Annotated in this window: 22 protein-coding genes and 3 pseudogenes; 11 read left to right on the top strand and 14 right to left on the bottom strand. The window is 70.9% G+C overall.

Annotation, left to right across the window (positions count from 1 at the left end; genetic code table 11):
• Positions 1–5 precede the first annotated feature (5 nt).
• Positions 6–1187 carry a S1 family peptidase gene (locus tag ACIG5E_RS22470; RefSeq protein ID WP_396535874.1) on the bottom strand — a complete coding sequence of 394 codons (1182 nt, stop codon included), beginning with the start codon at positions 1185–1187 and terminating at the stop codon, positions 6–8.
• A gap of 162 nt (positions 1188–1349) precedes the next feature.
• Between ACIG5E_RS22470 and ACIG5E_RS22465 the strand changes: the two genes are divergently transcribed.
• Together ACIG5E_RS22465 and ACIG5E_RS22460 are read left to right on the top strand one after the other, a co-directional pair.
• Positions 1350–1907, top strand: a complete 558-nt coding sequence (locus ACIG5E_RS22465; RefSeq protein ID WP_396535872.1) for a hypothetical protein — start codon at positions 1350–1352, stop codon at positions 1905–1907.
• Positions 1908–2154: 247 nt separating this feature from the next.
• Positions 2155–3339: a serine/threonine-protein kinase gene (locus tag ACIG5E_RS22460; RefSeq protein ID WP_396535870.1), complete on the top strand. Its 1185-nt coding sequence runs from the start codon at positions 2155–2157 to the stop codon at positions 3337–3339.
• Positions 3340–3396: 57 nt separating this feature from the next.
• Here the strand turns inward: ACIG5E_RS22460 and ACIG5E_RS22455 are convergent.
• Positions 3397–3947: pseudogene (locus ACIG5E_RS22455) on the bottom strand (TraG/TraD/VirD4 family protein); the annotation flags it as partial.
• Between the two features lie 686 nt (positions 3948–4633).
• Between ACIG5E_RS22455 and ACIG5E_RS22450 the strand changes: the two are divergent.
• Positions 4634–5167, top strand: coding sequence for a hypothetical protein (locus ACIG5E_RS22450; protein WP_396535868.1), 534 nt, complete (start codon positions 4634–4636; stop codon positions 5165–5167).
• A gap of 164 nt (positions 5168–5331) precedes the next feature.
• On the opposite strand, the gene ACIG5E_RS22445 is transcribed toward ACIG5E_RS22450, so the two are convergent.
• Positions 5332–5670 carry a hypothetical protein gene (locus ACIG5E_RS22445; RefSeq protein WP_396535866.1) on the bottom strand — a complete coding sequence of 113 codons (339 nt, stop codon included), beginning with the start codon at positions 5668–5670 and terminating at the stop codon, positions 5332–5334.
• Between the two features lie 988 nt (positions 5671–6658).
• On the opposite strand from ACIG5E_RS22445, the pseudogene ACIG5E_RS22440 reads away from it, so the two are divergent.
• Together ACIG5E_RS22440 and ACIG5E_RS22435 are read left to right on the top strand one after the other, a co-directional pair.
• Positions 6659–6867 (top strand): annotated as a pseudogene (locus tag ACIG5E_RS22440) (SRPBCC family protein); the annotation flags it as partial.
• 154 nt (positions 6868–7021) lie between these two features.
• Positions 7022–7771 (top strand): ribonuclease BN, encoded by a 750-nt coding sequence (locus ACIG5E_RS22435; protein ID WP_396535864.1) that lies wholly within the window; start codon positions 7022–7024, stop codon positions 7769–7771.
• 158 nt (positions 7772–7929) lie between these two features.
• Here ACIG5E_RS22435 and ACIG5E_RS22430 read toward each other — a convergent pair whose 3' ends face one another.
• The 4 genes from ACIG5E_RS22430 to ACIG5E_RS22415 form a co-directional block, all read right to left on the bottom strand.
• A complete protein-coding gene (locus ACIG5E_RS22430; RefSeq protein ID WP_396535862.1) occupies positions 7930–8181 on the bottom strand; it encodes a lantibiotic dehydratase C-terminal domain-containing protein in 252 nt (83 codons plus the stop codon).
• A gap of 58 nt (positions 8182–8239) precedes the next feature.
• Positions 8240–8953, bottom strand: a complete 714-nt coding sequence (locus tag ACIG5E_RS22425; RefSeq protein WP_396535860.1) for an SDR family NAD(P)-dependent oxidoreductase — start codon at positions 8951–8953, stop codon at positions 8240–8242.
• Positions 8954–9089: 136 nt separating this feature from the next.
• Complete coding sequence (locus ACIG5E_RS22420) at positions 9090–9512, bottom strand: SRPBCC family protein (RefSeq protein ID WP_396535858.1); 423 nt, start codon at positions 9510–9512, stop codon at positions 9090–9092.
• 150 nt (positions 9513–9662) lie between these two features.
• On the bottom strand, positions 9663–10475 hold the full coding sequence (locus ACIG5E_RS22415) for a phytanoyl-CoA dioxygenase family protein (RefSeq protein ID WP_396535856.1): 813 nt from the start codon (positions 10473–10475) through the stop codon (positions 9663–9665).
• Between the two features lie 876 nt (positions 10476–11351).
• Here ACIG5E_RS22415 and ACIG5E_RS22410 point away from each other — a divergent pair.
• Positions 11352–11726 carry a hypothetical protein gene (locus ACIG5E_RS22410; protein ID WP_396535854.1) on the top strand — a complete coding sequence of 125 codons (375 nt, stop codon included), beginning with the start codon at positions 11352–11354 and terminating at the stop codon, positions 11724–11726.
• A 76-nt stretch (positions 11727–11802) separates the two neighbouring features.
• Here the strand turns inward: ACIG5E_RS22410 and ACIG5E_RS22405 are convergent, their stop codons facing one another.
• Positions 11803–12105: a hypothetical protein gene (locus tag ACIG5E_RS22405; RefSeq protein ID WP_396535852.1), complete on the bottom strand. Its 303-nt coding sequence runs from the start codon at positions 12103–12105 to the stop codon at positions 11803–11805.
• Positions 12106–12526: 421 nt separating this feature from the next.
• Between ACIG5E_RS22405 and ACIG5E_RS22400 the strand changes: the two genes are divergently transcribed.
• On the top strand, positions 12527–12727 hold the full coding sequence (locus ACIG5E_RS22400) for a SpvB/TcaC N-terminal domain-containing protein (RefSeq protein WP_396535850.1): 201 nt from the start codon (positions 12527–12529) through the stop codon (positions 12725–12727).
• Between the two features lie 425 nt (positions 12728–13152).
• On the opposite strand, the gene ACIG5E_RS22395 is transcribed toward ACIG5E_RS22400, so the two are convergent.
• Positions 13153–13884: a TetR/AcrR family transcriptional regulator gene (locus ACIG5E_RS22395; protein WP_396535848.1), complete on the bottom strand. Its 732-nt coding sequence runs from the start codon at positions 13882–13884 to the stop codon at positions 13153–13155.
• 128 nt (positions 13885–14012) lie between these two features.
• Here ACIG5E_RS22395 and ACIG5E_RS22390 point away from each other — a divergent pair, with 128 nt between their 5' ends.
• A complete protein-coding gene (locus ACIG5E_RS22390; RefSeq protein ID WP_396535846.1) occupies positions 14013–14738 on the top strand; it encodes a hypothetical protein in 726 nt (241 codons plus the stop codon).
• Positions 14738–16144, top strand: a complete 1407-nt coding sequence (locus tag ACIG5E_RS22385) for an alkaline phosphatase family protein (RefSeq protein ID WP_396535844.1) — start codon at positions 14738–14740, stop codon at positions 16142–16144. The genes ACIG5E_RS22390 and ACIG5E_RS22385 overlap by 1 nt, the downstream gene beginning before the upstream one ends.
• A gap of 420 nt (positions 16145–16564) precedes the next feature.
• Here ACIG5E_RS22385 and ACIG5E_RS22380 read toward each other — a convergent pair whose 3' ends face one another.
• From ACIG5E_RS22380 to ACIG5E_RS22365, 4 genes and pseudogenes are all read right to left on the bottom strand, one after another.
• Positions 16565–16963: a hypothetical protein gene (locus ACIG5E_RS22380; RefSeq protein WP_396535842.1), complete on the bottom strand. Its 399-nt coding sequence runs from the start codon at positions 16961–16963 to the stop codon at positions 16565–16567.
• 108 nt (positions 16964–17071) lie between these two features.
• Positions 17072–17650, bottom strand: a complete 579-nt coding sequence (locus ACIG5E_RS22375) for a DUF6817 domain-containing protein (RefSeq protein WP_396535840.1) — start codon at positions 17648–17650, stop codon at positions 17072–17074.
• A 55-nt stretch (positions 17651–17705) separates the two neighbouring features.
• Positions 17706–18578 (bottom strand): ketopantoate reductase family protein, encoded by an 873-nt coding sequence (locus tag ACIG5E_RS22370; protein ID WP_396535838.1) that lies wholly within the window; start codon positions 18576–18578, stop codon positions 17706–17708.
• Positions 18579–18794: 216 nt separating this feature from the next.
• A pseudogene (locus tag ACIG5E_RS22365) lies at positions 18795–19458 on the bottom strand (response regulator).
• A gap of 123 nt (positions 19459–19581) precedes the next feature.
• On the opposite strand from ACIG5E_RS22365, the gene ACIG5E_RS22360 reads away from it, so the two are divergent.
• Both ACIG5E_RS22360 and ACIG5E_RS22355 read left to right on the top strand, forming a co-directional pair.
• Positions 19582–20052 (top strand): MarR family winged helix-turn-helix transcriptional regulator, encoded by a 471-nt coding sequence (locus tag ACIG5E_RS22360; protein WP_396536054.1) that lies wholly within the window; start codon positions 19582–19584, stop codon positions 20050–20052.
• Positions 20049–21410 carry an MFS transporter gene (locus tag ACIG5E_RS22355; protein ID WP_396535836.1) on the top strand — a complete coding sequence of 454 codons (1362 nt, stop codon included), beginning with the start codon at positions 20049–20051 and terminating at the stop codon, positions 21408–21410. The genes ACIG5E_RS22360 and ACIG5E_RS22355 overlap by 4 nt, the downstream gene beginning before the upstream one ends.
• Positions 21411–21417: 7 nt before the next feature.
• On the opposite strand, the gene ACIG5E_RS22350 is transcribed toward ACIG5E_RS22355, so the two are convergent.
• Positions 21418–21948 carry a DUF5959 family protein gene (locus ACIG5E_RS22350; RefSeq protein ID WP_396535834.1) on the bottom strand — a complete coding sequence of 177 codons (531 nt, stop codon included), beginning with the start codon at positions 21946–21948 and terminating at the stop codon, positions 21418–21420.
• Between the last annotated feature and the right edge of the window lie 130 nt (positions 21949–22078).

The raw sequence follows: 22078 nt of genomic DNA, 5'->3' as shown, positions 1-22078 counted from the left end.
TGGTGTCAGCCGGTGGCCAGGGTCAGGCCGTAGGTGCTGAGGATCGGGTTGACCGGCTGGAAGTAGGTCTCGCCGCCCGAGGTGCAGTCGCCGGAGCCGCCCGAGGTCACGCCCTGGGCCTGGTCGCCGGAGATGAACGAGCCGCCGGAGTCGCCCGGTTCGGCGCACACGTTGGTGCGGGTGACGCCGTAGACGCTGCCCTCCTGGTAGTTGACGGTGGCGTTCTGCTCCTCGACGGTGCCGCAGTGCCAGCCGGTGGTGGAGCCGGAGCGGCACACCGAGCCGCCGACCGGCTGCTCGGTCGAGCCGGCCACCGTCACCGCGCCGCCCGCGTAGTCGTTCACCTGCGGCTGGGCGGTCCAGTCCGGGCCGGCCGCCACCCAGGACCAGTCGTTGCCCGGGAAGGTCGAACCCTGGAAGGTGCCGATCGAACTGCCGTCGGAGGCCGTCGCGTTGGAGCCGGGCTGGCCGCAGTGGCCGGCGCTGACGAAGCCGGGCTGGCCGCCCTGGGTGACCGGGAAGCCGATCGAACAGCGGGCGGCGTTGTCGATGTAGTACGCGTCCCCGCCGTGCAGGTCGGCGAGCGGCCGGGGCGTGGCGGTGGCCCGCTCGACCCGGACCAGCGCGCGGTCCACCCCGGACTGGTCCAGGAAGGCCTCGGTGCGGGCGTCGTCGGCGGACTGCACCACGACGGTGTTGGACCGGACGTCGACGTACCAGAGCGGGGTGGCCTCGGGCGCGGCGGCCCGGGAGGCCTGGTCGAGCGCGCCCTTGGCCTGGTCCAGGGCCTTCAGCGGGTGCTGGACGACGGTCGCCCGGCCGCCGTGGGCGGTGATGGTCCGGGCGGCGGAGGCGTCCGTGGTGGCGACCACCAGATCGGCCTGCGGTCCGTCGATCCAGGCGCCGGCCCAGCGGTCGCCGAGCGCCTGGGTGAGGGCGCTCCGGACCGCGGCGGCCTGGCCCTCCCGGGCGATCCGGTCGGCGGCGGCCTGCGGGGCGAGCCCGAGGTCGCGCTGCATCGCGTGCAGCAGGGCGGGCGGTACCGCGGCGGTGCGGGTGGGGGCGGCCAGGGCGGCGGCTATGGACGGGTCGTCAGCGGGTGCGCTGACGGCGGGTGCTGCGGTGAGCGCGACGGTCGCGAAGGCGGCGGCGACGGCGGCGACGGCGAGCGCACGGATCCGGAGCATGGGGTCTCCTCGTTCGGCGTGGGGGTTGCCGGAAACCGTAGCGATCCGCTTGGGCTGGCCGGAACATGTCATAACGCCCCGCGCTCCGGTGCTATACCCCCGTGGGTCGGCGAGGTGCTCCGGCGGTCGTCGTGTGCGGCGGGTCGTGGCGTTCGGCGGGGCGTGGCGCCTGGTGGGTCGTCGACGCCGCCGCCCGCGCCGGTCGCCCCGCCGCCGTCGGCCCCGTCCGCCGCCCACCCGCAGACGCCCGTCGCCAAGCCGCAGCCGAAGGTGACCACGGCGCAGCCGCCGACCGACCCGGAGCCGGAGCACACCCAGGCGGCGGCCGGCGGTTCGGGGTGCGAGATCCGCTTCAGCGCGGGCAACTGCTACGCGGCCCGGCAGTTCTGCCGCAACGACGACCTGGACCGGAGCACCCACGACGCCGACGGGCGGGTGATCTACTGTCGGATGGTCAGCGGCAGCCGCACTGGCAGGCGTGAGTCACCCGCCCAGGGTGGACCAGAACAGGTGCTCGTAGGCCTGGAGCAGCAGGCCGTACTCCCGGGCGGTGGCCAGGCTGTGGCCGTCCAGCGGGACCGGCCCGAGGGCGTCGGCGGCTTGTTGCTCCAGTTCGGTCGCCGGCTGGGCGAAGAAGTCGAAGAACGCGCAGGCCTCGTCGGAGAAGCCGTGGTGGCGGCACAGGGCCTGGGCGATGGTGGCGCAGTAGCCGCCCGGTAGTCAGGTGTCCACCTCTGGATGCGGACGCGCTCCGCTGATCGGAGTGTGGAGCCATGGCGAGCAAGGTGAAGTACCTGGATCTTCTCCTTCGGAAGTCCCAGGTGGTTCGGGGAACCACCACACGGGACATCCTGTCCTTGAAGTCCCAGGAGAGCCAAGGGCAGGCCTGGGGCAAGCGGGACGTGACGGATACGCTCAGAGTGTCGGCCATACTGTCCGCTCCAAGACTCGGGGAGGCGTGCGACGTATGGAGTTCGGAGCGGACGGGGTCAGGCGCATCGGCAGCTATACCGTCGAACGCGAACTGGGCGCCGGTGGGATGGGAACCGTCTACCTGGCACGTTCGCGTGGAGGCCGTGCAGTGGCCGTCAAGGTGGCGCACGCGGAACTTGCCGCCGATCGGCAGTTTCGTGAGCGGTTCCGAGCCGAGGTCGCCGCGGCTCGTAGGGTCGGTGGATTCCATACGGCCCCGGTGGTGGACGCCGATCCGGAGGCGGACGCGCCTTGGCTCGCCACGGCGTACGTGCCGGGGCCCACGCTGTCGGGACTGCTCGCAGCCGAGGGACCGATGGACGAGGAGCGGTTGCGTATGCTGGGCGCGGCCCTGGCCGAGGCCCTGCAGGCCATCCATGCCTGCGGTCTGGTCCACCGCGACCTCAAGCCCGGCAACATCATCATGGCCGAGGACGGTCCGCGGGTCCTGGACTTCGGCATCGCACGGGCTGTTGAGTCAACCCGTCTGACCATGACCGGAGCAGCCTTCGGCACCCCCGGGTTCCTCGCCCCTGAGCAGGCCCAGGGCCTCGAAGTGAGCGGCGCCGCGGATGTGTTCGCGCTGGGCGCGGTGCTGGTCGCCGCGGCGGGCGGCAGCGCGTTCGGGGCAGGCACGCCCATCGGGCTGATGTACCGCTCGGTGCACGAAGCGCCGGATCTGTCCGCGGTACCGGAAGGGATTCGCCCGGTCGTCGCCGCCTGCCTGGCCAAGGACCCGGCCCACCGACCCGCACCGGACCGGCTCCTGGACCTGTTCGTGCCGGCGTCGGTGCCATACACCCCCACCGTGATCGTGTCGGCAGAGCAGAAGCCTGTCGAGGCGGTTGCGGCGAGGTACGCGCCGACCTTCCGTGCGGAGTCTCGAACCGAGGACGACGAGGAGGACGACGAGCTCGTCTTCATCGCCGCAGACCGCAGGAGCAGTGTCGCCATCGACAGCGGCGGTATCGCGATCGACCTCGACGGGGAGAGCGTTGAGCTCACCTGGGCAGAGATCGGCACCGTTGACTACACGGCGGAGCCCAAGCGACTCACGGTGACCGTCTATCGCCACGACGGCACCACCGTCCGCTGCTGGCTGAACGCACGCCGGGCTTCCCACCTCAACGATTGGATCAAGCAGTTGGTCCTAACCCTCGACCGCTATCTCCCGGCGTGAGACTCTCTTGCGGTTGGATGACGCCCTGTTGGTGAGCAGTCGTCAGGTTCTGCAGGTTCACGCCAGACCTTCGATCCCAGCAGCGCCTCGGCCCGCGCACGGTCCGGGTGCTCGTGGTGGCGGTGCCCACGCGGTGGCCTTGGCCTTGGCCCGCTCGGTGATCGCTGCGGTCTGCCGGGAGGAGGCCTTGCCGATCACGTCGGCGCCGGGCTCCTTGTACCAGGGGCGCAGGCTCAGCAGAGCGGGCTTGACGCCGGTGGCGAAGAGCAGCGCTGAGCCCTTGCGCAAGGCTCTGATCTGGTCGGCGGGCAGGATTCGCTCCTGCCGCATCGAGATCGAGGTGGAACGCCCGGACTCGCTGGCGGAGTGCGAAATCGTCTCGACGTCGTGCTCGCCGACGAGGCGGGACAGCTCGTCGGCGAAGTCCGCGTCATCGATGCCGGATCCGACGAGCTTGTCGTTGCGGCGGACCACATGGCGTCCATACCGACCTCGCCCCATACCCGCTGGCCCTGTCGGTAGGACTGGAGGATCGTGATCGGGATGACCCCGCGTGAGCCCAAGTGGCTGTACAGGTCGGGAAGATCGCCGATCTTGCAGACGTTGGCGTCAAGCAGTGTTGCCCCGAACCGCGATCCGCACACTGCGCAGGTCGGGGCCGGCGGAGTAGCGGATGAGCGTCCCTGCATCGTGCCCGGTACGCAGGGACTCGATCGCGTCCTCGTTGAGGCGTTCGCCGCGCAGGGCGGCCGGGATGCCAGGCTGGTCGGGGTAAGCGTCTCGGCCCCCGGGCGACCACCCGGACCGCCTCCAGAACACCCACCTGACCAGGCAAAACAGCCCTGACCAGCCAAAACACGCGCCCTGCCATAACGACACTCCACGCCCCTCCACACCGACCACCACGCTCACAAAACCCGCAATACTCCCAGCTCAAAGCCCCGGCCCACGGCCCGAAAGACTCGCCCACCCGTTCTCACCACACCCACAAAACCCCACCCCACACCCCAACTACACCTGAAACGTCAAGACGACAGAACTGGCAGTGACGGACCGACACGCCACGGCAGTCAACATTGAGCGGCTGACCCGACGCGCACCATCCGAACCGGGGTGCCCGAGGCCGGTTCACCAGGCTCGCAGGTCGCGGAAAGGGGCGCGCCCGCCGTTCCGTTCGACGAGCCCTGCAAGGCGGTGGAGCATGAAAGAAAGGGAAAACACACGTTCAGGTGTGACCGCGCAGACGCCATGCGGCAGACGCGCGTGCCATCCCGCGATCACATGAGGAGGAACAATGATCCGCACCCGCCGTCTCGCGATACTCGCCCCGCTGCTCTTGTCCTCATTGGCTCTCGGGCCCGCCGCCGTTGCCGCGCAGGGAGCGGCTGGACAGGCGCCTGCCCTTGCCTCCGCCAAGGCCAGGTGTCTGCTCACGCAGGACTCGACCAACTCGAAGCCCAATGACCCGAAGTTCACCCTCTCCGCTTCCGGTTTCAAGTCCGACAGCGTGGGGTTCTCCGGAGGCAACGGAGGCGGCGGAGCGAAGCTCACCAACGGATCCTTCTCCATCAACAACCTCGGGCCCGGCCATTACACCGTTACGGGCAACAAGGACGGCACCGTGAACTGCGGCAGCACACCGAAGCCGCAGAGTGAACAGAAGGGTGCCAACGACCAGTACAAGAAGGGCTTCTCGGACGGATTCGCGGCGATCAAGAGCAGCTGCACCGCGAAGCCGCCGCAGGGCCTCACCGCGGTGGACCCGAACTACCAGAAGGGCTTCACCGACGGAGCGGCCCTGGCGGCCAAGCAGTTCTGCGGGAAGTAGGACTGGTCCCCAGGCAGTTACGGGCCGGGCGCCGTGGCGGCGGCCGTCGTCCCGCTGCGTGACGATCGGGATGTCGGCGGCGGCCCTGTTGAACCTCGGCGGCGCGGGCATCGCGCACCTGGTGGGCGAACTCCTCCGGTGCGCGGTGCTCGCCGACCGCGAAGCTAGATCGGCTCCCCGATCTCCCAGACGACCTTGCGCGGCATGCCGGAGGTTTTGATCTGCGCGCTGACAAGCGCACCACGCTGGAGAACCACCCAGGTCTCGTACCCGCTCGGCGTGGCTTCGAAGATCATGTATTCGCTGCTCGACATGTAGTTGATCGCCTGCGCCGAGCCGCTGACGGACTCGTAGTCACCGAAGACTTCCTCCCCGGTGACGGATTTGGTCGGTGGGCCGACGAGCTTGACCAACTGGTCTCTGGTCATCCCCACCTGCAGTCGGGCCGCCGGATGGTCCTGCCAGTTGTTGTCGCCCTTGGTCTTGCGCTTGAAGAACGGCACCTCGTACGGCCCCCTCGGGTAGGCAACCGCCCCGCCCGGAACAGGCCCCACCTGTCGACGGTCGGTTGCATCAGGCAGTCTGACCCGGAGTCAGGGCCCTCGGCAACACCGCGGCTCCCCCGGCCCGGCCCACGTCGAAAGGACTGACGGTTGCGCCTGTCCTCCTGCGGTCAGGGGCGCGCAATTCGTACTCCGGCTGTAGATCGTCATCGCGCAGTGCCGCGCTACGCCGTCGCTGACCGCTTTTACGGCTCAGCCCAGTAGGCGCCGCCACCGGTGGCGGCGCCGCGGGCGCGCGGGTGCGGCGGCGGGGCCGTCGAAGTCGAGCGGCGCCGGGGCCACTAAGGCCCAGTAGAGGAGCTCGTCGGGGTCACGGGTCTGCCGCTCGGAAAGCAGGTCCCCACGCTCGGCGCATGCTCGGCCCCGTAGCCCGACCGCGCAATTATCGTCAAGATGACGAAAATGGGATTTCTCTTACGAGCAGGGTTAGGCGAGGCGGCCGCTCCGCCGGACAGCTGCTGGGCGCCCTTGGCGAGCTCGCCGCCGCGGCCGGCGACCTGCGGCTGACCCCGCAGGTGCAGGTGCCCGATCCGGGCGATCTGCGCCTGGACCGGGCCATGCTGCCGCGTGACGCGCTCTTCCAACCGAGCAGGTTCCGCTGGGCAAGGCGAGCGGGCGAATCACGTCGGAGATGCTCACCCTCCTATCCGCCCGAAAACCCCGGCCGCGCTGCCCGGCGAGCGCCTCGACGACGAAGTCCTGGCCCATCTGCGCAGCGATGCGGGGGCCGGGAGTCCGTTCCGGACGCCGCCGACCCGCGCCTGGCAACCGTCCGGGTCGCCGCGGTCTGACCGGCGGGTGTGTCGGTCTCCCAGAACAGGGCAGACGCCGCCGGCAGGAGAGGACATCGTCATGGCGGTTTTGATCGTGGTCTTGCTTCTGGCGCTGATTCTGGGCGGAGCAGGGTTCCGATGATGGGGGTGTCCCGATGATCATGGTGACCGAGTCGATCGACGTCGATGTGCCGGTGCACACCGCGTACAACCAGTGGACCTGGTTCGAACAGTTCCCGCAGTTCATGGAGGGCGTGGAGGAGGTCCGTCGGATCGACGACCGCCACAACCGCTGGGAGACGAGCGTCGCCAGGGTGGAGCATGAGTTCGACAGATCGTCGACCAGCTGCCTGATGAGCCGGTGGCGCGGCCGGATCTCTCCGGGATGAGCGATGGATCACGGGCAGTCGGCCGAGAATCCTTCCACTGGGGACGATGACGGCCGCACACCGCGGGGGCGGAGGCGGCGTGGCCGGCGCGGATCGGGTCCTTCGCTGGGAGGGCGTCGGCTGAGGGAGGTGTCCGGGAGGGCCTGGCGGTGCGGCCGGGAGATCGAGTTGCTGCACCGGTCACTGGCGTTCGCCGCCCTGTTCTTCCTGACCCTGGTGCCGTTGCTCATGGTGATCGCCGCGGCTTCCCCGGCTCGCGGCAACGGCATCACGGACTGGATCACCGACGGCCTCGGACTGTCGCCGCGCGGCAGCCAGGCGGTCGGCATGCTGTTCAGCTCTCGCGGGCAGATCCTCAGCACCGCCACCGCCTTCGGCCTCGCCGCCGTCGCCGCGTTCGGGATCTCCCTCACCGGCGCGATCCAGGCCGCCTATGAGCGGATCTGGCGGCTTCGCGCCGGTGGGTGGCACCAGATGTGGCGGCAAGTGGTGGCACTGGGCGGCGTGACCGCGTACCTCGTCATCGCCGCCTGGAGCGGCGTTCCATGGCGTCACACGGCCGCCCAGCCCGTCCTGCGGATCCTCGCGACGCTGATCGGCGGCCTGCTGCTGTTCTGGTGGCTCCCGCACCTCCTGCTCCGCGGGCGGGTGCCGTGGCGAGGCCTGCTTCCGGGCGCGGCCTTCACCATGGCCGCGCTGGTCGGCCTGCGGTTCTTCTCCCGCCTGGTCTTCGCGCCGCTGCTGGTCTCCAACACCGTCTCGTACGGGACGGTCGGAACCGTCCTGGTGGTCCAGTCCTGGCTGACCGGCGTCGGCTTCACGGTGTACGGCGGCGCGGTCGCCGGATGGGCGCTGCGCGGTGACAGAGGGGGTGAGTAGGGGCTCGGCCTGGCGGCCCCGGGCCGAGCCCCCCGCGAGCGTGTCGGCCGGGGCCCGTAGGTGCCGGGTCGGAACGCCGGGTGGGTCTCGCCGCCGGTGCGGCTCGCACCTGGCGGTGGCCGGGCCTCGGGCGGTGTTCCCCAGGGGGCACCGAGGCGTCAGCGGGCCGTCGCGGCCAGGCTCTGCCGCGTCCGGAAGAGCAGTTCCAGGACGATGTGCTCCGTCGTGCGGTCCGGGCCGAGCAGGCGGTTGCAGTGCAGGTGGACGTAGCTGTCGCAGAGGTCGGGCAGCGGCCTGCCGAGCAGCCGGCGGCGGTCCAGGTCGGAGAGCCGGGCGGCGACGTCCTGCGCCCCGCGGCGCTGTGCGGCGAGGATGGCGTCGATACCGGTCGGGGCCGGGTTGCTCAGCAAACGGCGGGTGAGCGATCGCCCGGCCGCGGGCGGTCGCGGCGCGCGGGCCGGCGGGTGGTCACCAGGGGATCGGGCGGCCCTGGCGGAAGAAGCCACTGGTGGGGCCGGAGTCGAGGAGGGTGGCGGCCCACAGGACGCTGGCGGCGCCGGTGGAGACGGGGGCACCGCCGGCGCCACCCATGTCGGTGGCGATCCAGCCCGGGCAGACCGCGTTGACCAGTATGCCGTCGGCGCGCAGCTCGTCGGCCAGGGTGCGTGTGAGGGCGTTGAGCGCGGCCTTGGAGACGCCGTACGCCGGGGTGCCGCCGCCCATGGACGTGAGGGAGCCGCCCTCGCTGGAGACGTTGACGATCCGCGGGTGGGCGGAGCGGCGGAGCAGTGGGAGGAAGGCCTGGGTGACCTGCCAGGCGCCGAAGAGGTTGGTCTCCATGGTGCGGCGCACCTCGTCGAGGTCGACGTCGACGGCCCGGCGGCCCGTGTCGTAGTTGATCGCCGCGTTGTTGATCAGGACGTCGAGACGGCCGAATTCGGCGTCGACCGAGCGTGCGAGCTCCAGGGCACCGGCGGCGTCGGTGACGTCGAGGGTGCGGGGCAGGAGGGTGCCGCGCAGGGCGCGGCTGCGGGAGAGGTCGGCGGCGGCGTTCGTGGCCGCCTGCGGGTCGCGGGCGCAGAGCAGCACGGTGTGACCGAGTCCGGCGAGTTGTCGTGCGGTTTCGCGGCCGATGCCGCGGTTGGCGCCGGTGACGAGGGAGATCGGTGCGGAGGTGTCCATGAGCGGTCCCGTTCCCCCCTCGTCCACGGATCATCCCGGCAAGACAGTATCGACGAGAAGTTCGGCGAGTGGCCGGCCGGGCGTGGAGGGCCGTTTCGCCGTCGTCAGCCGCGCTCGGACGCCGATCGGGCCCGGTTTAGGCGTAGCGGTCCTCGATGAACCGTTTGAAGCGACGCAGGTCGCCCCGCACTTGGCGGTCGAGCACGCCCAGTTTGTCGGCGGCCTTCTCGGCCAGGCCGGTGGGTTGGAAGGCCATGGTCATCCTCACCCGTGTCCGGGTCGCGCCGAGCGGTTCGAAGTCGACCGTGCCGGTGTGCTTCACGCTCTCGCCGGTGGTGCGCCAGGCGACCCGCTCACCGGGCACCCGCTCGACGACCTCGGTCTCGAACTCGCGGGACAGCCCGGCGATCCTGGTCCGCCAGTGGGCACGGCGGTCGTCCAGCTGCCTGACCTCCTGCACGCCCTCCATGAACTGCGGGAAGTCCTCGAAGGTCGCCCACTGGTCGTAGACGGCACGGACCGGCGCGTCCACGTCGATCGACTCCTCCACCGTGCTCATCGCCGCAGCCACCTCTCCACGCCGTCCCGTCCACGGCCGCCGGGCGGAGAGTCCACGGGCGGCACCGCTTTCAATCTGGGCCCTGCGGCGAGCAGCGGCAACCGGCGCACCCGCAGGCGGACGAACCCGAGCGCTCAGCGGCGCCCGGGTCTACCCGGCGCTGTGGGAGGTGTCGTCCCCGTCCGGACCGGGGGTGTGCTGTCCAAGTCCCCGGCGGATCGCGATCTCCACGGGTGAATAGGCGCCGTCGGCCCGCTCCAGTTCGTACGGCGCGGCGGGCATCAGCGGTGGCTGGGCCATGAAGCGTGGCCGCGTCCCGTGGTGCGGTTGCGCCGCGTGCACCAGGAACGGATGGCACAGGAAGACATCGCCCGGGGATCCGGTGGCGAGGGCGATCGGCCGGTGATCGGACGCCGCCACCAGGTCGGGTGCGAGGGTCAGCCCGCTCGCCCCGTCCTCCCCGTACTTCTCCAGCACCTTCGGCACGTCGAGGTGTGAACCGACCCGGATCCGGGTCGGGGCGTCCCCCTCACCGACCTCGCTGAACAGGAACAGCATCAGCAGTGCCCGGCCGCGGGAGCGCAGGTTCGTGAAGTACCAGCTCTCGCCCTCCGGCAGATAGCTCCCCTCGATGTGCCAGCCGGCGTCGTCCGGCTCGTCCTCGTGCGGGAAGCGCAGCGGGAACGTACCCAGCGAGTAGCGCGGCTCCCAGCGTCCGGTGCCGACGAGCAGGTCGTACGCGCCTTGCAGGGACGGGGAGTTGGGTGCGGCGGCGAACGGTCCCTGCGCCATGCCGCCCACCCAGTGCACGGGCTGCGTCCACGTCGTCGGGTCGTCCGGATCGCAGCCCGTCTCCTGCCACAGCAGCCGCGCGCAGTCCGCGGCCACGCGCGGTGCGACGGCGCCTTCCAGCTTCACGAAGCCGTCGCGAAGGAAATGGGATACCAGGGTCGTGTCATCCATGCCCCCATCATGCGGCGGCGCCGGTCCCGGTCACCCGACATTTTCTGCACCGCTTTTGTCGGGTGATCACCGAACCCGTTCCCGCCGGCCGGCCGGCTGGCGCAGCGTCGTCGCCCCGGGCGGAGCGGCTGCGGGTGGTCAGTCTCCCTGGGACCAGGCGGAGATCGGCAGTGACAGGTAGGGTGGGGTCTCTCGGATACGCTGGCAGACTCTGCCCGGTGGGCGGGCTCCCGCCGACAGGGGTGGCGGCGACGGCAGCCATGGCACGCGCTCAGCGGCACAGCTGTGCGACGAGCTCCAGCTCGTGTGCCAGCAGTCCAGCAGTCCCGGGCCCCGCGGCCGGCGTGCGGGGCGCTCAGCGACCGCACGCGGAAGCGGTTGTGCGGTGTGAGGGCGTCCGCCTCGCGGATCATCAGGTCCTGGAGCGGCAGCGGGATGATGCGGTCCTGCGTGTAGCGCACGAACGTACGCGGTACCCGGCCCCACGTCTCCGGCAGCCCTCGGGTGTCCTCGCTCGCGCCGACCGCCGCCGCCCCGGCCACGGCCGCCTTCAGCGCACTGCGCCGCGCCGTCCCACCGGCCTTCGCGTTGCCGCTGTTGGCACGGTGCTGTTCCTTGCCCATGGACGGCCTCCTCCTTGGGCGTTGAGTGCAGCTTTTCGTTCCCGGGCCGGCTAGGGGGGCGGGGCGGAGTTGCACAGCCGCTTGGTGCCCGTGGTAGCCATCCGTCCCTGAACGGTGTCAGGCGCCCCGCCTTGATGTCACCGGCAGACGACTGTCAGACGACCGACACCGCAGGCCACCAGGGGTTCGCCGGGCGGGCTCGGATCCTGCATGGCAGCGGGCCGACCGGTGGGCGCTCTCTTATCCTTCCGGCATGACGAGCCCTCAGCACGATCCCGAAGGGGACGCCGCCATGGCCCGCAGCGCCATCGACGCGTACCTCACCAACCGCGCGCGGTACTGGGAGCGGGCCGCTCAACAGACGAAGGCGGCCGATGCCCTGGCCGTGTACCGGGCCGCGCGCAACCGGCTCGCCCGGTGGAAGAACGAGGGCGTCGTCGACGACTGGGTCGCGAGCGCCGTCGTCGAGGCCGCCGAGCAGGACGCCGCCCGGATCGGTCGCGAGGCCGCCGCCGCGAGGACCGGTCCAGCCCTGCACGCGACCGCCGTCCGCCACACGGAGGCGATCCGGCGCTGGCTCGGCACCCACGGCCACGGGCTCGGCGATAACCCGTCAGAGGAGGCGTAGCCGCACGTGTCCGGGTGACGGCGGTCGTGTCCGGGGCGTGACGTACGTCCCCGTCCTGTGGCCGGGAGGCCCGCCGTCAGTACGCCTCGAACGACCAGAAGACACCCACCTCGTCGTCGGTCACCGCGATCAGGCCCAGGTCGCGTCCGAGGTCCAGACCGTTGAGGTACGCGGAGGTGAGGAAGCCGTGGGAGCGGGTGCCCTGGAGCCCCGCCGCGAGGAAGTCCGTGGCCGGGTCCGAGGCGGCGGCCGTCGCGTTGGTCCAGTAGGACGCGGTGGGGCCGTACCGGTCGAGCAGGGTCCGGGCGTCCGCCAGCAGGACGTCCTGGTCCGGTCGGGAGCGGACGGGGGAGGGTTCCGACGACCACTGCTCGGCCATGACCGCAAGCGCGGTGACCGCTGCCCGAGCGTCCAGGCGGTACAGACGCTCGGGGAACTCCGACGCGGCCGGGGGGCCGAAGGGATACGCCGGCACCGTGCGGCGCGCGGTGTTGGCACGGTCCTCGTCCAGTCGAACCCAGCCACGCGGGTCCGGTACCTCGCGATGTAGCACGGCGAGGACGTCGTGCGCCCAGTCCTCGTGCCGGCGAGGCCCGGTTGCCGCGAACGCGTAGACGTCGTCGAGCAGCCGCAGGGCGGCTGCGTTCCAGGGACAGCGACGGCTGCGGAACTCCGCGAGCAGGCCGCCGACCTCGCGGACGAAGACGTCCCTCGGCTCGCGGGGGACGGCCCGCAGCCGGTCGAGGGCCCAGCGAACGAGTTCGCCCGCGCCGTCAGGGGCGAGGCCGGCCGGTACCTCCGTGGACGGGAGGTCCGTTCGGCAACGACGTCCCGTAGGCGGCGGACGGCCCGACGCCGGCCCACTGGTGCGTCGAGGTCGTCCTCGACTACGGCGAGCACGACACGTCAGCGCCGCTGCCAGCCGAGAGAGCACCCAGTGGCCATGCCGACCCGACCCGTTCTCGACGTACCGCGCGGGTTTCGAGCTGCACACCTACTGACCTGCCGCCGGATTCTCATGTTCCACCGGTTCCCGGCGGAGCTGGGCGCCGTCCTGCGACGCGAGGCACCCGGGTCGGCCGAACGCGCGTCGAACGACTGATGCGCCAGGCCGGCGTCCAGGGCGTCAGCCCGCTCCGGCCCCGTTCCTTCACCCGCAGCGACCCGGCGGCCTGCACGGGTAGCGCAGGCGCGCTGGCCCGTGGGGTGGGTGGCATGGCCGAGTGGAAACGACGGACGCGACGCCAGATGATCAAGGTTGCTGAGACCGAAGATCGACCTGGAGTCGCGTCCGCGTGCAATCTTCCCTGATCAGCGTCCTCACGCGCCACTTCGAACACCCGCTCGCCCGGTACCTGCGCGCCGCCGCCGGCCTCGGCTACCGCGAGATTGTTCCCTCGTGTTGGAGGGCGCGCCAAAGGGCCGTTCAGGCCCCGAACCGATTCAGGAGGATCTCGAGACCACCTGCGAGTTCCGCTGCCGGATCGTGCTCGGTGAGCAACGGGGCCAGCGCGCGCAGGCGGGGGTACTGCGCGATCGGCAGGCGGTGCAGTCCGAGCCGCAGCAGCGGCTCGGACTCGTCGGGGTCGTCGATCACCTGCCGCTTGTCCACCAGCAGGTAGCCCAGCACCCAGCCGACCACGGCGCGGTAGGCCCGCAGCGTGGTGCGGCCGTCGAGCCCAGCCCGGTCCAGCAGGGCCAGCACGTGTTCGTTGAGCTGGAGCATCGAGGCGGGGCGGCGGGCCAGCGGGACATCCAGCGGACGGGTCGCCACCAGCGGGAAGACCGCGGGGTGCGCTTCGGCGACGGCGCAGAAGGTACGGGCCACGCGGAGCAGCTCCGCCCGCCATCCGGAGTCACCCGCGACCCCGGCCTGGGCGAGCGCCTCGCGCTCCGCCCGCAGGCCCTCGTTCACCTCGGTGTAGAACAGCTCCACGATGCCGTCCAGTAGCGCCTGCTTGCTGGAGGCGTAGCGGTAGAGCGCCATCGGTTCCACGCCCAGGTCGGTGGCCAGGCTGCGCATGGTGAGCGCGGCCATGCCCTCGCGGTCGACCAGCGCGACAGCCGCGCGCAGCACCCGGGGCCGGGTCAGCCGGCCCCGCCCGGACGGCGGGGCCGGCGCGGCGGCCGTCGGATCGGGATTTCGATCGTCTTCCACAGCTGCCTCCGAACGGCTCCCAGGCCCTTGACGCATCCCGGTACCGGAGTGAGGCTGTAAGTATACAAGCTATCCGTCTGCCATATGCATACGCGCCACGCGTGTGGTGTACACGCTTGGGAGGAATGATGTCCACTGTCCAAATCGAAGTGACCAACGAGAGCAAGACACTCAGCGATGCGCAGGTCCAGGCGGTGGTCCCCGCGTTGCAGACCCAGGTCAGCCGGGACTTCGCCCCCGTCTGGGGAATCGACGCCCAACTGTCGTTCGTCGCGTCGAACGCCCTCTCCGACAGCACCTGGTGGCTCGTGATCCTGGACGACTCCGACCAGGCCGGAGCACTGGGCTATCACGACATGACCGCGAACTACCTGCCGATCGGGAAGGTGTTCGCCGCCACCGATCGGACGTACAAGCAGCAGTGGACCGTGACGGCCAGCCACGAGCTCCTCGAAATGCTCGGCGACCCCGAGATCAACCTGGTGGTCTTCGACCAGCCGAACGCCGGCACGGGCACGTTGTACGCCCTTGAGGTTTGCGACGCGTGCGAGGCCGACAACTACGCGTACGCCATCGACGGCACGCAGGTCAGCGACTTCGTCCACCCCGCATGGTTCCAGCCGAGTCGCACGGCCGGCGACGCCCAGTTCGACCACGGCGGTCAGATCAAGAACCCGCTCGAACTGCTGCCCGGAGGCTACATCGGGGTCTTCAACGTGTCAGCTGGCACCGGGTGGAGCCAGCAGACCCAGAACGCCACCGCCGACTACGTCAACCGGCCCCGCGTCGGCAGCCGCCGGGAGCGGCGCCGGACACCCCGCGACCAGTGGCTCCCGAGCAAACGGAGGCCCTGATGTCCAACGGCAACGGCCTCTCGAACATCGAGCACCTTGTGGTGCTGATGCTGGAGAACCGGTCATTCGATCACATGCTCGGGTTTCTCTACACCGACCAAGCCAACGTCTCTCCCGCCGGACAGGCCTACGAGGGACTGACCGGGGAGGAGTCCAACCCGGACGAGAACGGCAAACTCGTCACGGTCCGCCGCATCGAGGCAAGCGACCCGAACCCCTACTTCATGCCCGGCGCGGACCCGGGCGAAGGGTACGGCCCGACCAACGCACAGCTCTTCGCCACCCTCAACCCGCCGGCACCACCGGTGGCGACCATGCAGGGATTCGTGACGAACTTCGCCGACACCCTGAACCAGCGGACGCAGCAGCGCGAGACCGTCCTGCCGGGCACCGTCGCCGACGACATCATGGGCTGCTTCACCCCCGACACGCTGCCGGTCCTGTCCGCGCTGGCCCGCGGCTACGCGGTGTGCGACCAGTGGTTCAGCTCGGTGCCGACCGAGACCCTGCCGAACCGGGCGTTCGCCTGCGCCGCCACCAGCCAGGGACACATGGACGACCACACCCGCACCTTCACCTGCCCCAGCATCTTCGGCCGGCTCAGCGACGGTAACGTCGGCTGGAACGTGTACGGCGACACCGTCGCGCCGATGACCAGGCACAACTTCCCTGACATCAGCGGCGCTTCCGACGACCACTTCGGTCTCTACGGCGACTTCCAGAAGGCCGCCGCAGCGAACACGCTGCCCGCCTTCACGTTCCTGGAACCCACCTTCGCGTCCACCGGCAACAGTGAGCACCCCGTTGGTGACGTGGCCCTGGGCGAACAGCTCATCCAACAGGTCTACCGGACCCTGCACGACGGACCAGGCTGGAACCAGACCCTGCTCGTCATCACCTACGACGAGCACGGCGGTTGCTACGACCACGTCCCGCCCCCAGTCACGAGCACGCCGCCCAACGACGGCACCACCGGCGAGTTCGGCTTCGACTTCACCCGCTTCGGCGTACGGGTCCCGACCGTCCTCGTCTCCCCGCTGATCGTTCCCGGCACCGTCTTCCGGTCCCCTGACGGGGCGCCACCACTGGATCACACCAGCATCCTGCGCACCGTCGAGCAACGCTGGACGCTGTCCCCGCTCACCGCCCGCGATGCCGCCACCAGTGACATCGGGGCCGTCCTCACCCTCGGTGCACCGCGCACCGACGACGTCCTCGCGGGCGTCAACGCGCCGCCCCCCGCAGCGGTCAACCCTGCGGCCGCCGAGGTCTCCCATCTCCAGCAGGTGCACGCCGACCTCGTCGCCCGCCAGCTCATTCCGGGTGGCCAGAAGGTGCTCCAACGACAGCTGCCCTCGTCGTTCACCCCGCAGGCATACGCCGACTTCATCAAGGCCAACACCTAGGTAGGGCCTGTCCAGCCAACGGCTCTGTCCCGTAATCGGCTCTGGCTCACATCCGGTGGTGACGCATGGCGACGACCGCTACTTAGCGCGATTTGCCCAGCTCGCACCTTGCCAGCGGGACCTGCTCCCGGGTGCGCCGACGACAGGGGCGGCGGGGTCTGTGCGGTCTTCGGTCTTCGGTGTCACAGGACACAGTCGCGGGAATGGCCGAATTCGGTGAGGTGACATTGCGGCGATTCCGTGTGTCGCAGTGCCGCTCCGGCTTCGGATGTCGGTGTGTTCGGGCGGGTCAAGGATCGGGTGGTTCACCGGTGCCTCCGGGGTGCGGTTCGGTCCGGTGCCCATTCCTACCGCCTGGCGACGGCCGGGCGGTGGCGACAGGCCGGGAGCGCTGGGTGTTCGGCGCTCCCGGCCGCTGGGTCAGGCTCCGGCGCAGGCCTTGGTCAGCTCGCCGGCGGCGTCGCCGATCGGTGCGAAGTCGGGCTCCTTGCCCTGGGAGACGGCGTCTTGGGCCTTGTCGACGGCCCTGGACAGCTTGTCGGCGGCCGCGTCGAGCTTGCCGTCACCGTCCTTGCGGATCTTCTTGACGTCGTCACCGACCTTCTTCAGGGCGTCCACGGTGTGTTTGCGCCGACTCTCGTCGGTGATCTGGCCGACGTTGAGCGCCGAGTCGGTGAGGTCCTGGACATCGCCGGTGAGGCTGATCGCCCGCTTTCCGCAGTCGAGGGCCTGGTCGGCGTTCTTGCATGCGGTGAACAAGGGGGCCGCCACGAGCAGTACGGTCGCGGCGGCGGCAAGTCGGTACGGCTTCTTTGTCATGTCTTTATCCCTCCCGCCTTCGAGAACGTCTTGCCCTCGTGCGGTGGTTCCGACATGACAAGTGAACGGCTGGCAAAATTTCTGTTCCGACCAGTTGTTGATGTGACGTCAGGTCGCTTGCCCGAACTTTCCGCGCCAGGCCTGCCAGGCCTGCCATGCATCGGTCGGGAGCAACTCCCTGGTGCGGGCCAACAGTTCGTACAGCGAAGGGCCGTAGCGGTCGGCGAGCTCGGCGTTGTGGGTGAACACGTCGAGCTCGTTGGCGGCCGTGATGGCGAGGAAGGCCCGCAGGTCCTCCTCCGGCGGGGTGTGGTCCTGTCCGGTGAACCGGTCGTGGAACAGCGGCACTTCGTCCCGGCCGAGGCGCGGGTAGACGACGGCCCGGCCGCAGCTCGCGTACAGGTAGACGATCGCCTCGGCGCGTTCGCCCACGAGTTCGACCAGGGCGTCCCGCTCGTCCAGCGCCAGCAGGGCGCCGTCGAACCCGTCGGTCCCGTACGCGGCGTGGCATAGCCCGGCGGCCTGGACGGCGGAGTCGGTGCCCCAGTCCGCCAACAGGGCCGCCACCCTGGTCAGGTGCTCAAGCAGGGTGCCGCCCGGATGCGGGAACCGGTCGGCCTCGTGGGCGCGGAGGAACTCCTCGACGTGGCTCCACGCGGGAGTGCTGCGGTGGTCGGCTGGCGTCACCCGAGGAGTTCTACTCCTGTCGCCGGCCGACCCGCAACCGCGATCGGCCGCTCCGCTACGACAGTTCGCGCACCAGGCGGGTGATGGTCGGGGTGGGGACGGAGTGTGCGGCGGCGGCCCGCAGCACGGCGCCGCCGATCGCGTCGAGCTCGGTCGGCCGGCCCGCCTCGACGTCGCGCTGCATCGAGGACTTCATCGCGCCGGGGATCCGGTCGAAGGCGGCGAGCAGCGTCCGGGCGTCGGCCGGGGCACCGACCGCCTCGGCGACGGCGGTGATCTCGTCCAGAACGGCGAGGAGTTCACCCCGGTGCTCGGTGCGCACGACGCCGATGCCGTCGGCGTGCCGGGTGGTCAGCAGGGCGAACGGGGCGAGGAAGGACAGCTTGCTCCAGAGCATCGCCGTCTCGTCCTCGCGCAGCGTCACGTCCAGGCCGGTGCGCCGCAGCTGCTCGGCGAACTCCTCGACGGGCGCCGCCAGTTCGATGGTCGCGAACGGGCTGGTGTGCTCGATCCGGCCGGGCGCGGTCCGGGTGGCCTCGACCCGGATCGTCCCGGCCACCACCCGCCCGGCCGGGTAGCGCTCGCGCAGCAGCGCCATGTGGTCCAGGCCGTTGAGCAGCGGCACCACGATCCCGGCGCCGAGGGCCTGCGGTGGCATCCGGTCGAGCGCGGCAGTCAGGGCCGTCTCCTTGACGGTCACGAAGGCGGCGTCGACCGGCTCGCGCAGCTCGGTGGCGGCCTCGACCCGGGCGGTGAACTCGCCGAACTGGCCGCTGCGCACGTGCAGTCCGTCCCGGGCGAGGACGGCCGCGGTCTGCTCGCCGGCCAGGCAGATGACGCGGTGGCCGTCGCGCGCGAGCAGGCCGCCGATCAGGCCGCCGACGCCGCCCGGTCCGAGGACGGCGACGGTGAGGGGGGTGGTGGTCATGGTGACTCCTGGGGTTGGTGGGATGGGGAGTTGGGGGCCTTCGGAACATCCGGGCGTTTCCCAGGGCAGGGCGTTTCCCAGGTCAGGACGTTTCCCAGAAGAAGCGGCCCTCCAGGCCGTCCGGACTGAGGAAGCCGAAGCCGACGCCGTAACCGAAGTTCGCGGTCCGCCGGACGGTGAGTCGGGCCTCAGGCTCCGGGCCTCAGGCTCCGGGCCTCAGGCTCCGGTCTCCGCGAGGTAGGCCAGGACGGCCTTGACCCGCCGGTTGTCGGCGTCCGTCGCGGGCAGGTCGAACTTGGTGAACACGGCCGCCACGTGCTTCTCCACCGCCCGCTCCGACACCACCAGCAGTCCGGCGATCGAGCGGTTGGAGTGGCCCTGGGCCATCAGTTCCAGCACCTCGCGCTCGCGGGCGGTGAGCGAGTCCACCCGGCTGCGCCGTCCGCCGTGCATCAGCCCGTTGACGATCTCCGGGTCGAGCGCCGTGCCGCCGGTGGCCACCCGGTGCAGCGCGTCCACGAGTTCGGAGGTACGGGCGACCCGTTCCTTGAGCAGGTAGCCGATGCCGGCGGCGCCACCGGCCAGCAGCCGGGACGCCCAGGCGGTCTCCACGTGCTGGGAGAAGACCAGGATCCCGACCTCGGGCGCGGAGGCCCGGATCTCGACCGCGGCCCGGATGCCCTCGTCGGTGTGGGTGGGCGGCATCCGGATGTCCACCACGGCCACGTCGGGCCGGTGTTCGGTGACGGCGGCAACGATCGGGGGCGGTCCCGGCGGTGGCGACCACCGCGCAGCCACGGTCGGTCAGGAGTTCGACCATCCCGTCCCGGAGGATCACCGAGTCCTCGGCTAGGACGACGCGGAGCTGCTTGTCGATCATGACGCCATTATCGGGGTGCGGGGAGGCGACGGGGTCGGTTGGGAAATCTATACAGCAAGGCTGGACAGTTTGGGCTGATGAAATTACCGTGGAACCGTGACCGAGAAGCAAACCGCCCCACTGATCCCTGAAGCCCCGGCCGATCCCGCTGGGCGCGCAGACCGCCCCGACTCCGCCGCGCTGGCCGCCCGGGAGCTCCGTGCCGTCTTCAGCCGCCTGCGGCGGACCCTCCAGGAGAAGGGGCAGGGCGCCAGCGGCCTCACCCCTTCCCAGACCGCCGTACTCAGCCGCCTGATCATGGACGGACCGGCCTCCGCCAGCGTGCTGGCCGCTGCCGAGCGGGTCCGCCCGCAGTCGATGGCGGCCACGCTGGCCGTGCTGGAGGGGCGTGGGCTGGTCGTGCGCCGTCCCGATCCCGAGGACGGGCGCCGCCAGCTGGTCGGCCTGAGCGAGACCGGCCTGGCGTGGATCGCGGACAGCCGTCGGGCACGGGAGGAGTGGTTGGCCAGGGCCTTCCAGGAGGACTTCACCGAGGCCGAACGCGCCACCGTGCTGGCGGCGTTGCCCCTGATGGATCGGCTGAACCGGCGATGACCGGCCCGTCGATACGGCTGGCGCGGCTCCGGCCGCGCCGACAGGAGTCCCGGAAGCCCGTTGACGACGGCGGCTTCAACCGCAGGCTGCTCGCCCCGATGGTGCTGGGCTCGGTGCTCAACCCGATCAACTCCTCGATGATCGCGGTGGCCCTGGTGCCCGTCGGTACCGCCTTCGGCGCGCCGCCCGCCGAGACCGCCTGGCTGGTGACCGCGCTCTACCTCGCCACCGCCGTCGGCCAGCCGGTGATCGGGCGGCTGGTGGACGGCTACGGGCCGCGCCGGCTCTACCTGGCCGGGACGGCCGTGGTCGGCCTCGCCGGACTGGTCGGCGCGCTCGCGCCGTCCTTCGGGCTGCTGATCCTCGCCCGGGTGCTGCTCGGGATCGGCACCTCCGCCGCCTACCCCGCCGCGATGCACCTGACCCGCAGCGAGGCCGAACGCACCGGTCGGAGCAGCCCCACCGGGGTGCTGACGGTGCTCGCCGTCGCCAACCAGACCATCGCCGTGATCGGGCCGACGCTCGGCGGTCTGCTGATCGGGCTGGGCGGCTGGCGGACGATCTTCGCCGTCAACGTCCCGCTGTCGCTGGCCTGTCTCGTGCTCGGGGCCGTCCGCCTGCCGGCCACGGCGCCGCGCCGGGAGGGCGGGGAGCGGCTCGACCACGCCGGGATCGCGCTGTTCGCCGTCCTCCTGCTGGCGTTGATGCTGTTCGTGATGAAGCCGAGTCCCGCGCTCTGGTACCTGCCGGTGCTGGCCGTTCTGGCCGGGGTCGGCTTCGCGGTGCGGGAGCGCAGGGCCCGCAGCCCGTTCATCGACCTGCGGGCGCTCGCCCGCAACCGTCCGCTGGTCGCCACCTATCTGCGCCAGGTGCTCGGCTACACCGCCACCTACGCCTTCCTCTACGGCTACACCCAGTGGCTGGAGGAGGGGCGCGGCCTGAGCGCCGCCTCCGCCGGGCTGGTGCTGCTCCCGCTCTCGCTCACCGCGCTCGCGGTCTCCGGTCTGACCGGTCGCAGTCCGGCGGTGCGCGGCAAGCTGGTGGTCGCGGCGGTGGTCCAAATGGCGGCCTGCGCAGCCCTGTTGTCGGCCGGGTCGGCCAGCCCGCTGGTCCTGCTGGTCGCGGTCGGAGTGTTGGCGGGCATCCCGCAGGGACTGATCGGGCTCGGCAACCAGACCGCGCTGTACCACCAGGCCGACCCGGCCGCGAACGCCGCGTTCTTCCCGCACGGTGCCACCACGGGCGGACTGCACCACCTCGCGCTGTTCATGCTCGGCGGCGCGGCCCTGCTCTTCCTCCTGACCCTCCCCGACCGCTCGCTCGTCAGCATCGAATCTGCTTCACCGGAAGAGAGTTGATGGATTGTCAGAGATCGTCGGCCGGCTGTCCGCGCCAGGTGTGGACGCCGGGGGCGACCTCGGCCACTTCGGACGGGTAGGCGTCCCGGGCGAGCTTGAGCAGGGTGCGCTGTTCGTCCAGCCAGTCGGCCGCAGGGGAGAGTGCGACCCGGAGGGTGACGCCGGACTGCTCGGCGTCACAGACGGTCACCCAGACCCCGCCCGGCCGTCCGGGCTCGATCCGCAGTTCCGGGCCGTGCTCCTGGTCCAGCCAGCGCACCGCGCAGCCCAGCGCGAGCCGCTCCAACGCGTCCTGCCACTGGCCGAGTTGGCGTTCGGTGACCAGGGTGACGAACTGCCCGCGCACCGAGTCGGCGGTGACGGTGATCTCGCAGTCCAGCCAGTCGTGTCCGGGCGGCGAGCCCGGTGCGTGCCGTCCGAGGACCCGTACCCGGACGCTGCGGCCGCCGTTGCGTCCGTCCCGGCCGGGGGCGTCGTCGGTACCCGGACGGTCGGTCAGGCTGATCAACTCGTATCGGCGCGGGGCGACTTCACTCACTGTTCACTCCCGGTAACAGCGGATCCAAGGGCTGACATCCTCGCGCAGGTGTTCGTCGAGTGCCAGCCCCGGGGAGGAGCCGGGTTATCCGGATGTAGGCCGACGGCCCGTCGACCGTGGTGGCCGGACG

This window comes from Kitasatospora sp. NPDC053057, from assembly GCF_044546945.1.
Classification (GTDB): domain Bacteria; phylum Actinomycetota; class Actinomycetes; order Streptomycetales; family Streptomycetaceae; genus Kitasatospora.
Note: the sequence above shows the minus strand (reverse complement) of the source record. Positions and strands in the feature narration are given on the sequence as shown.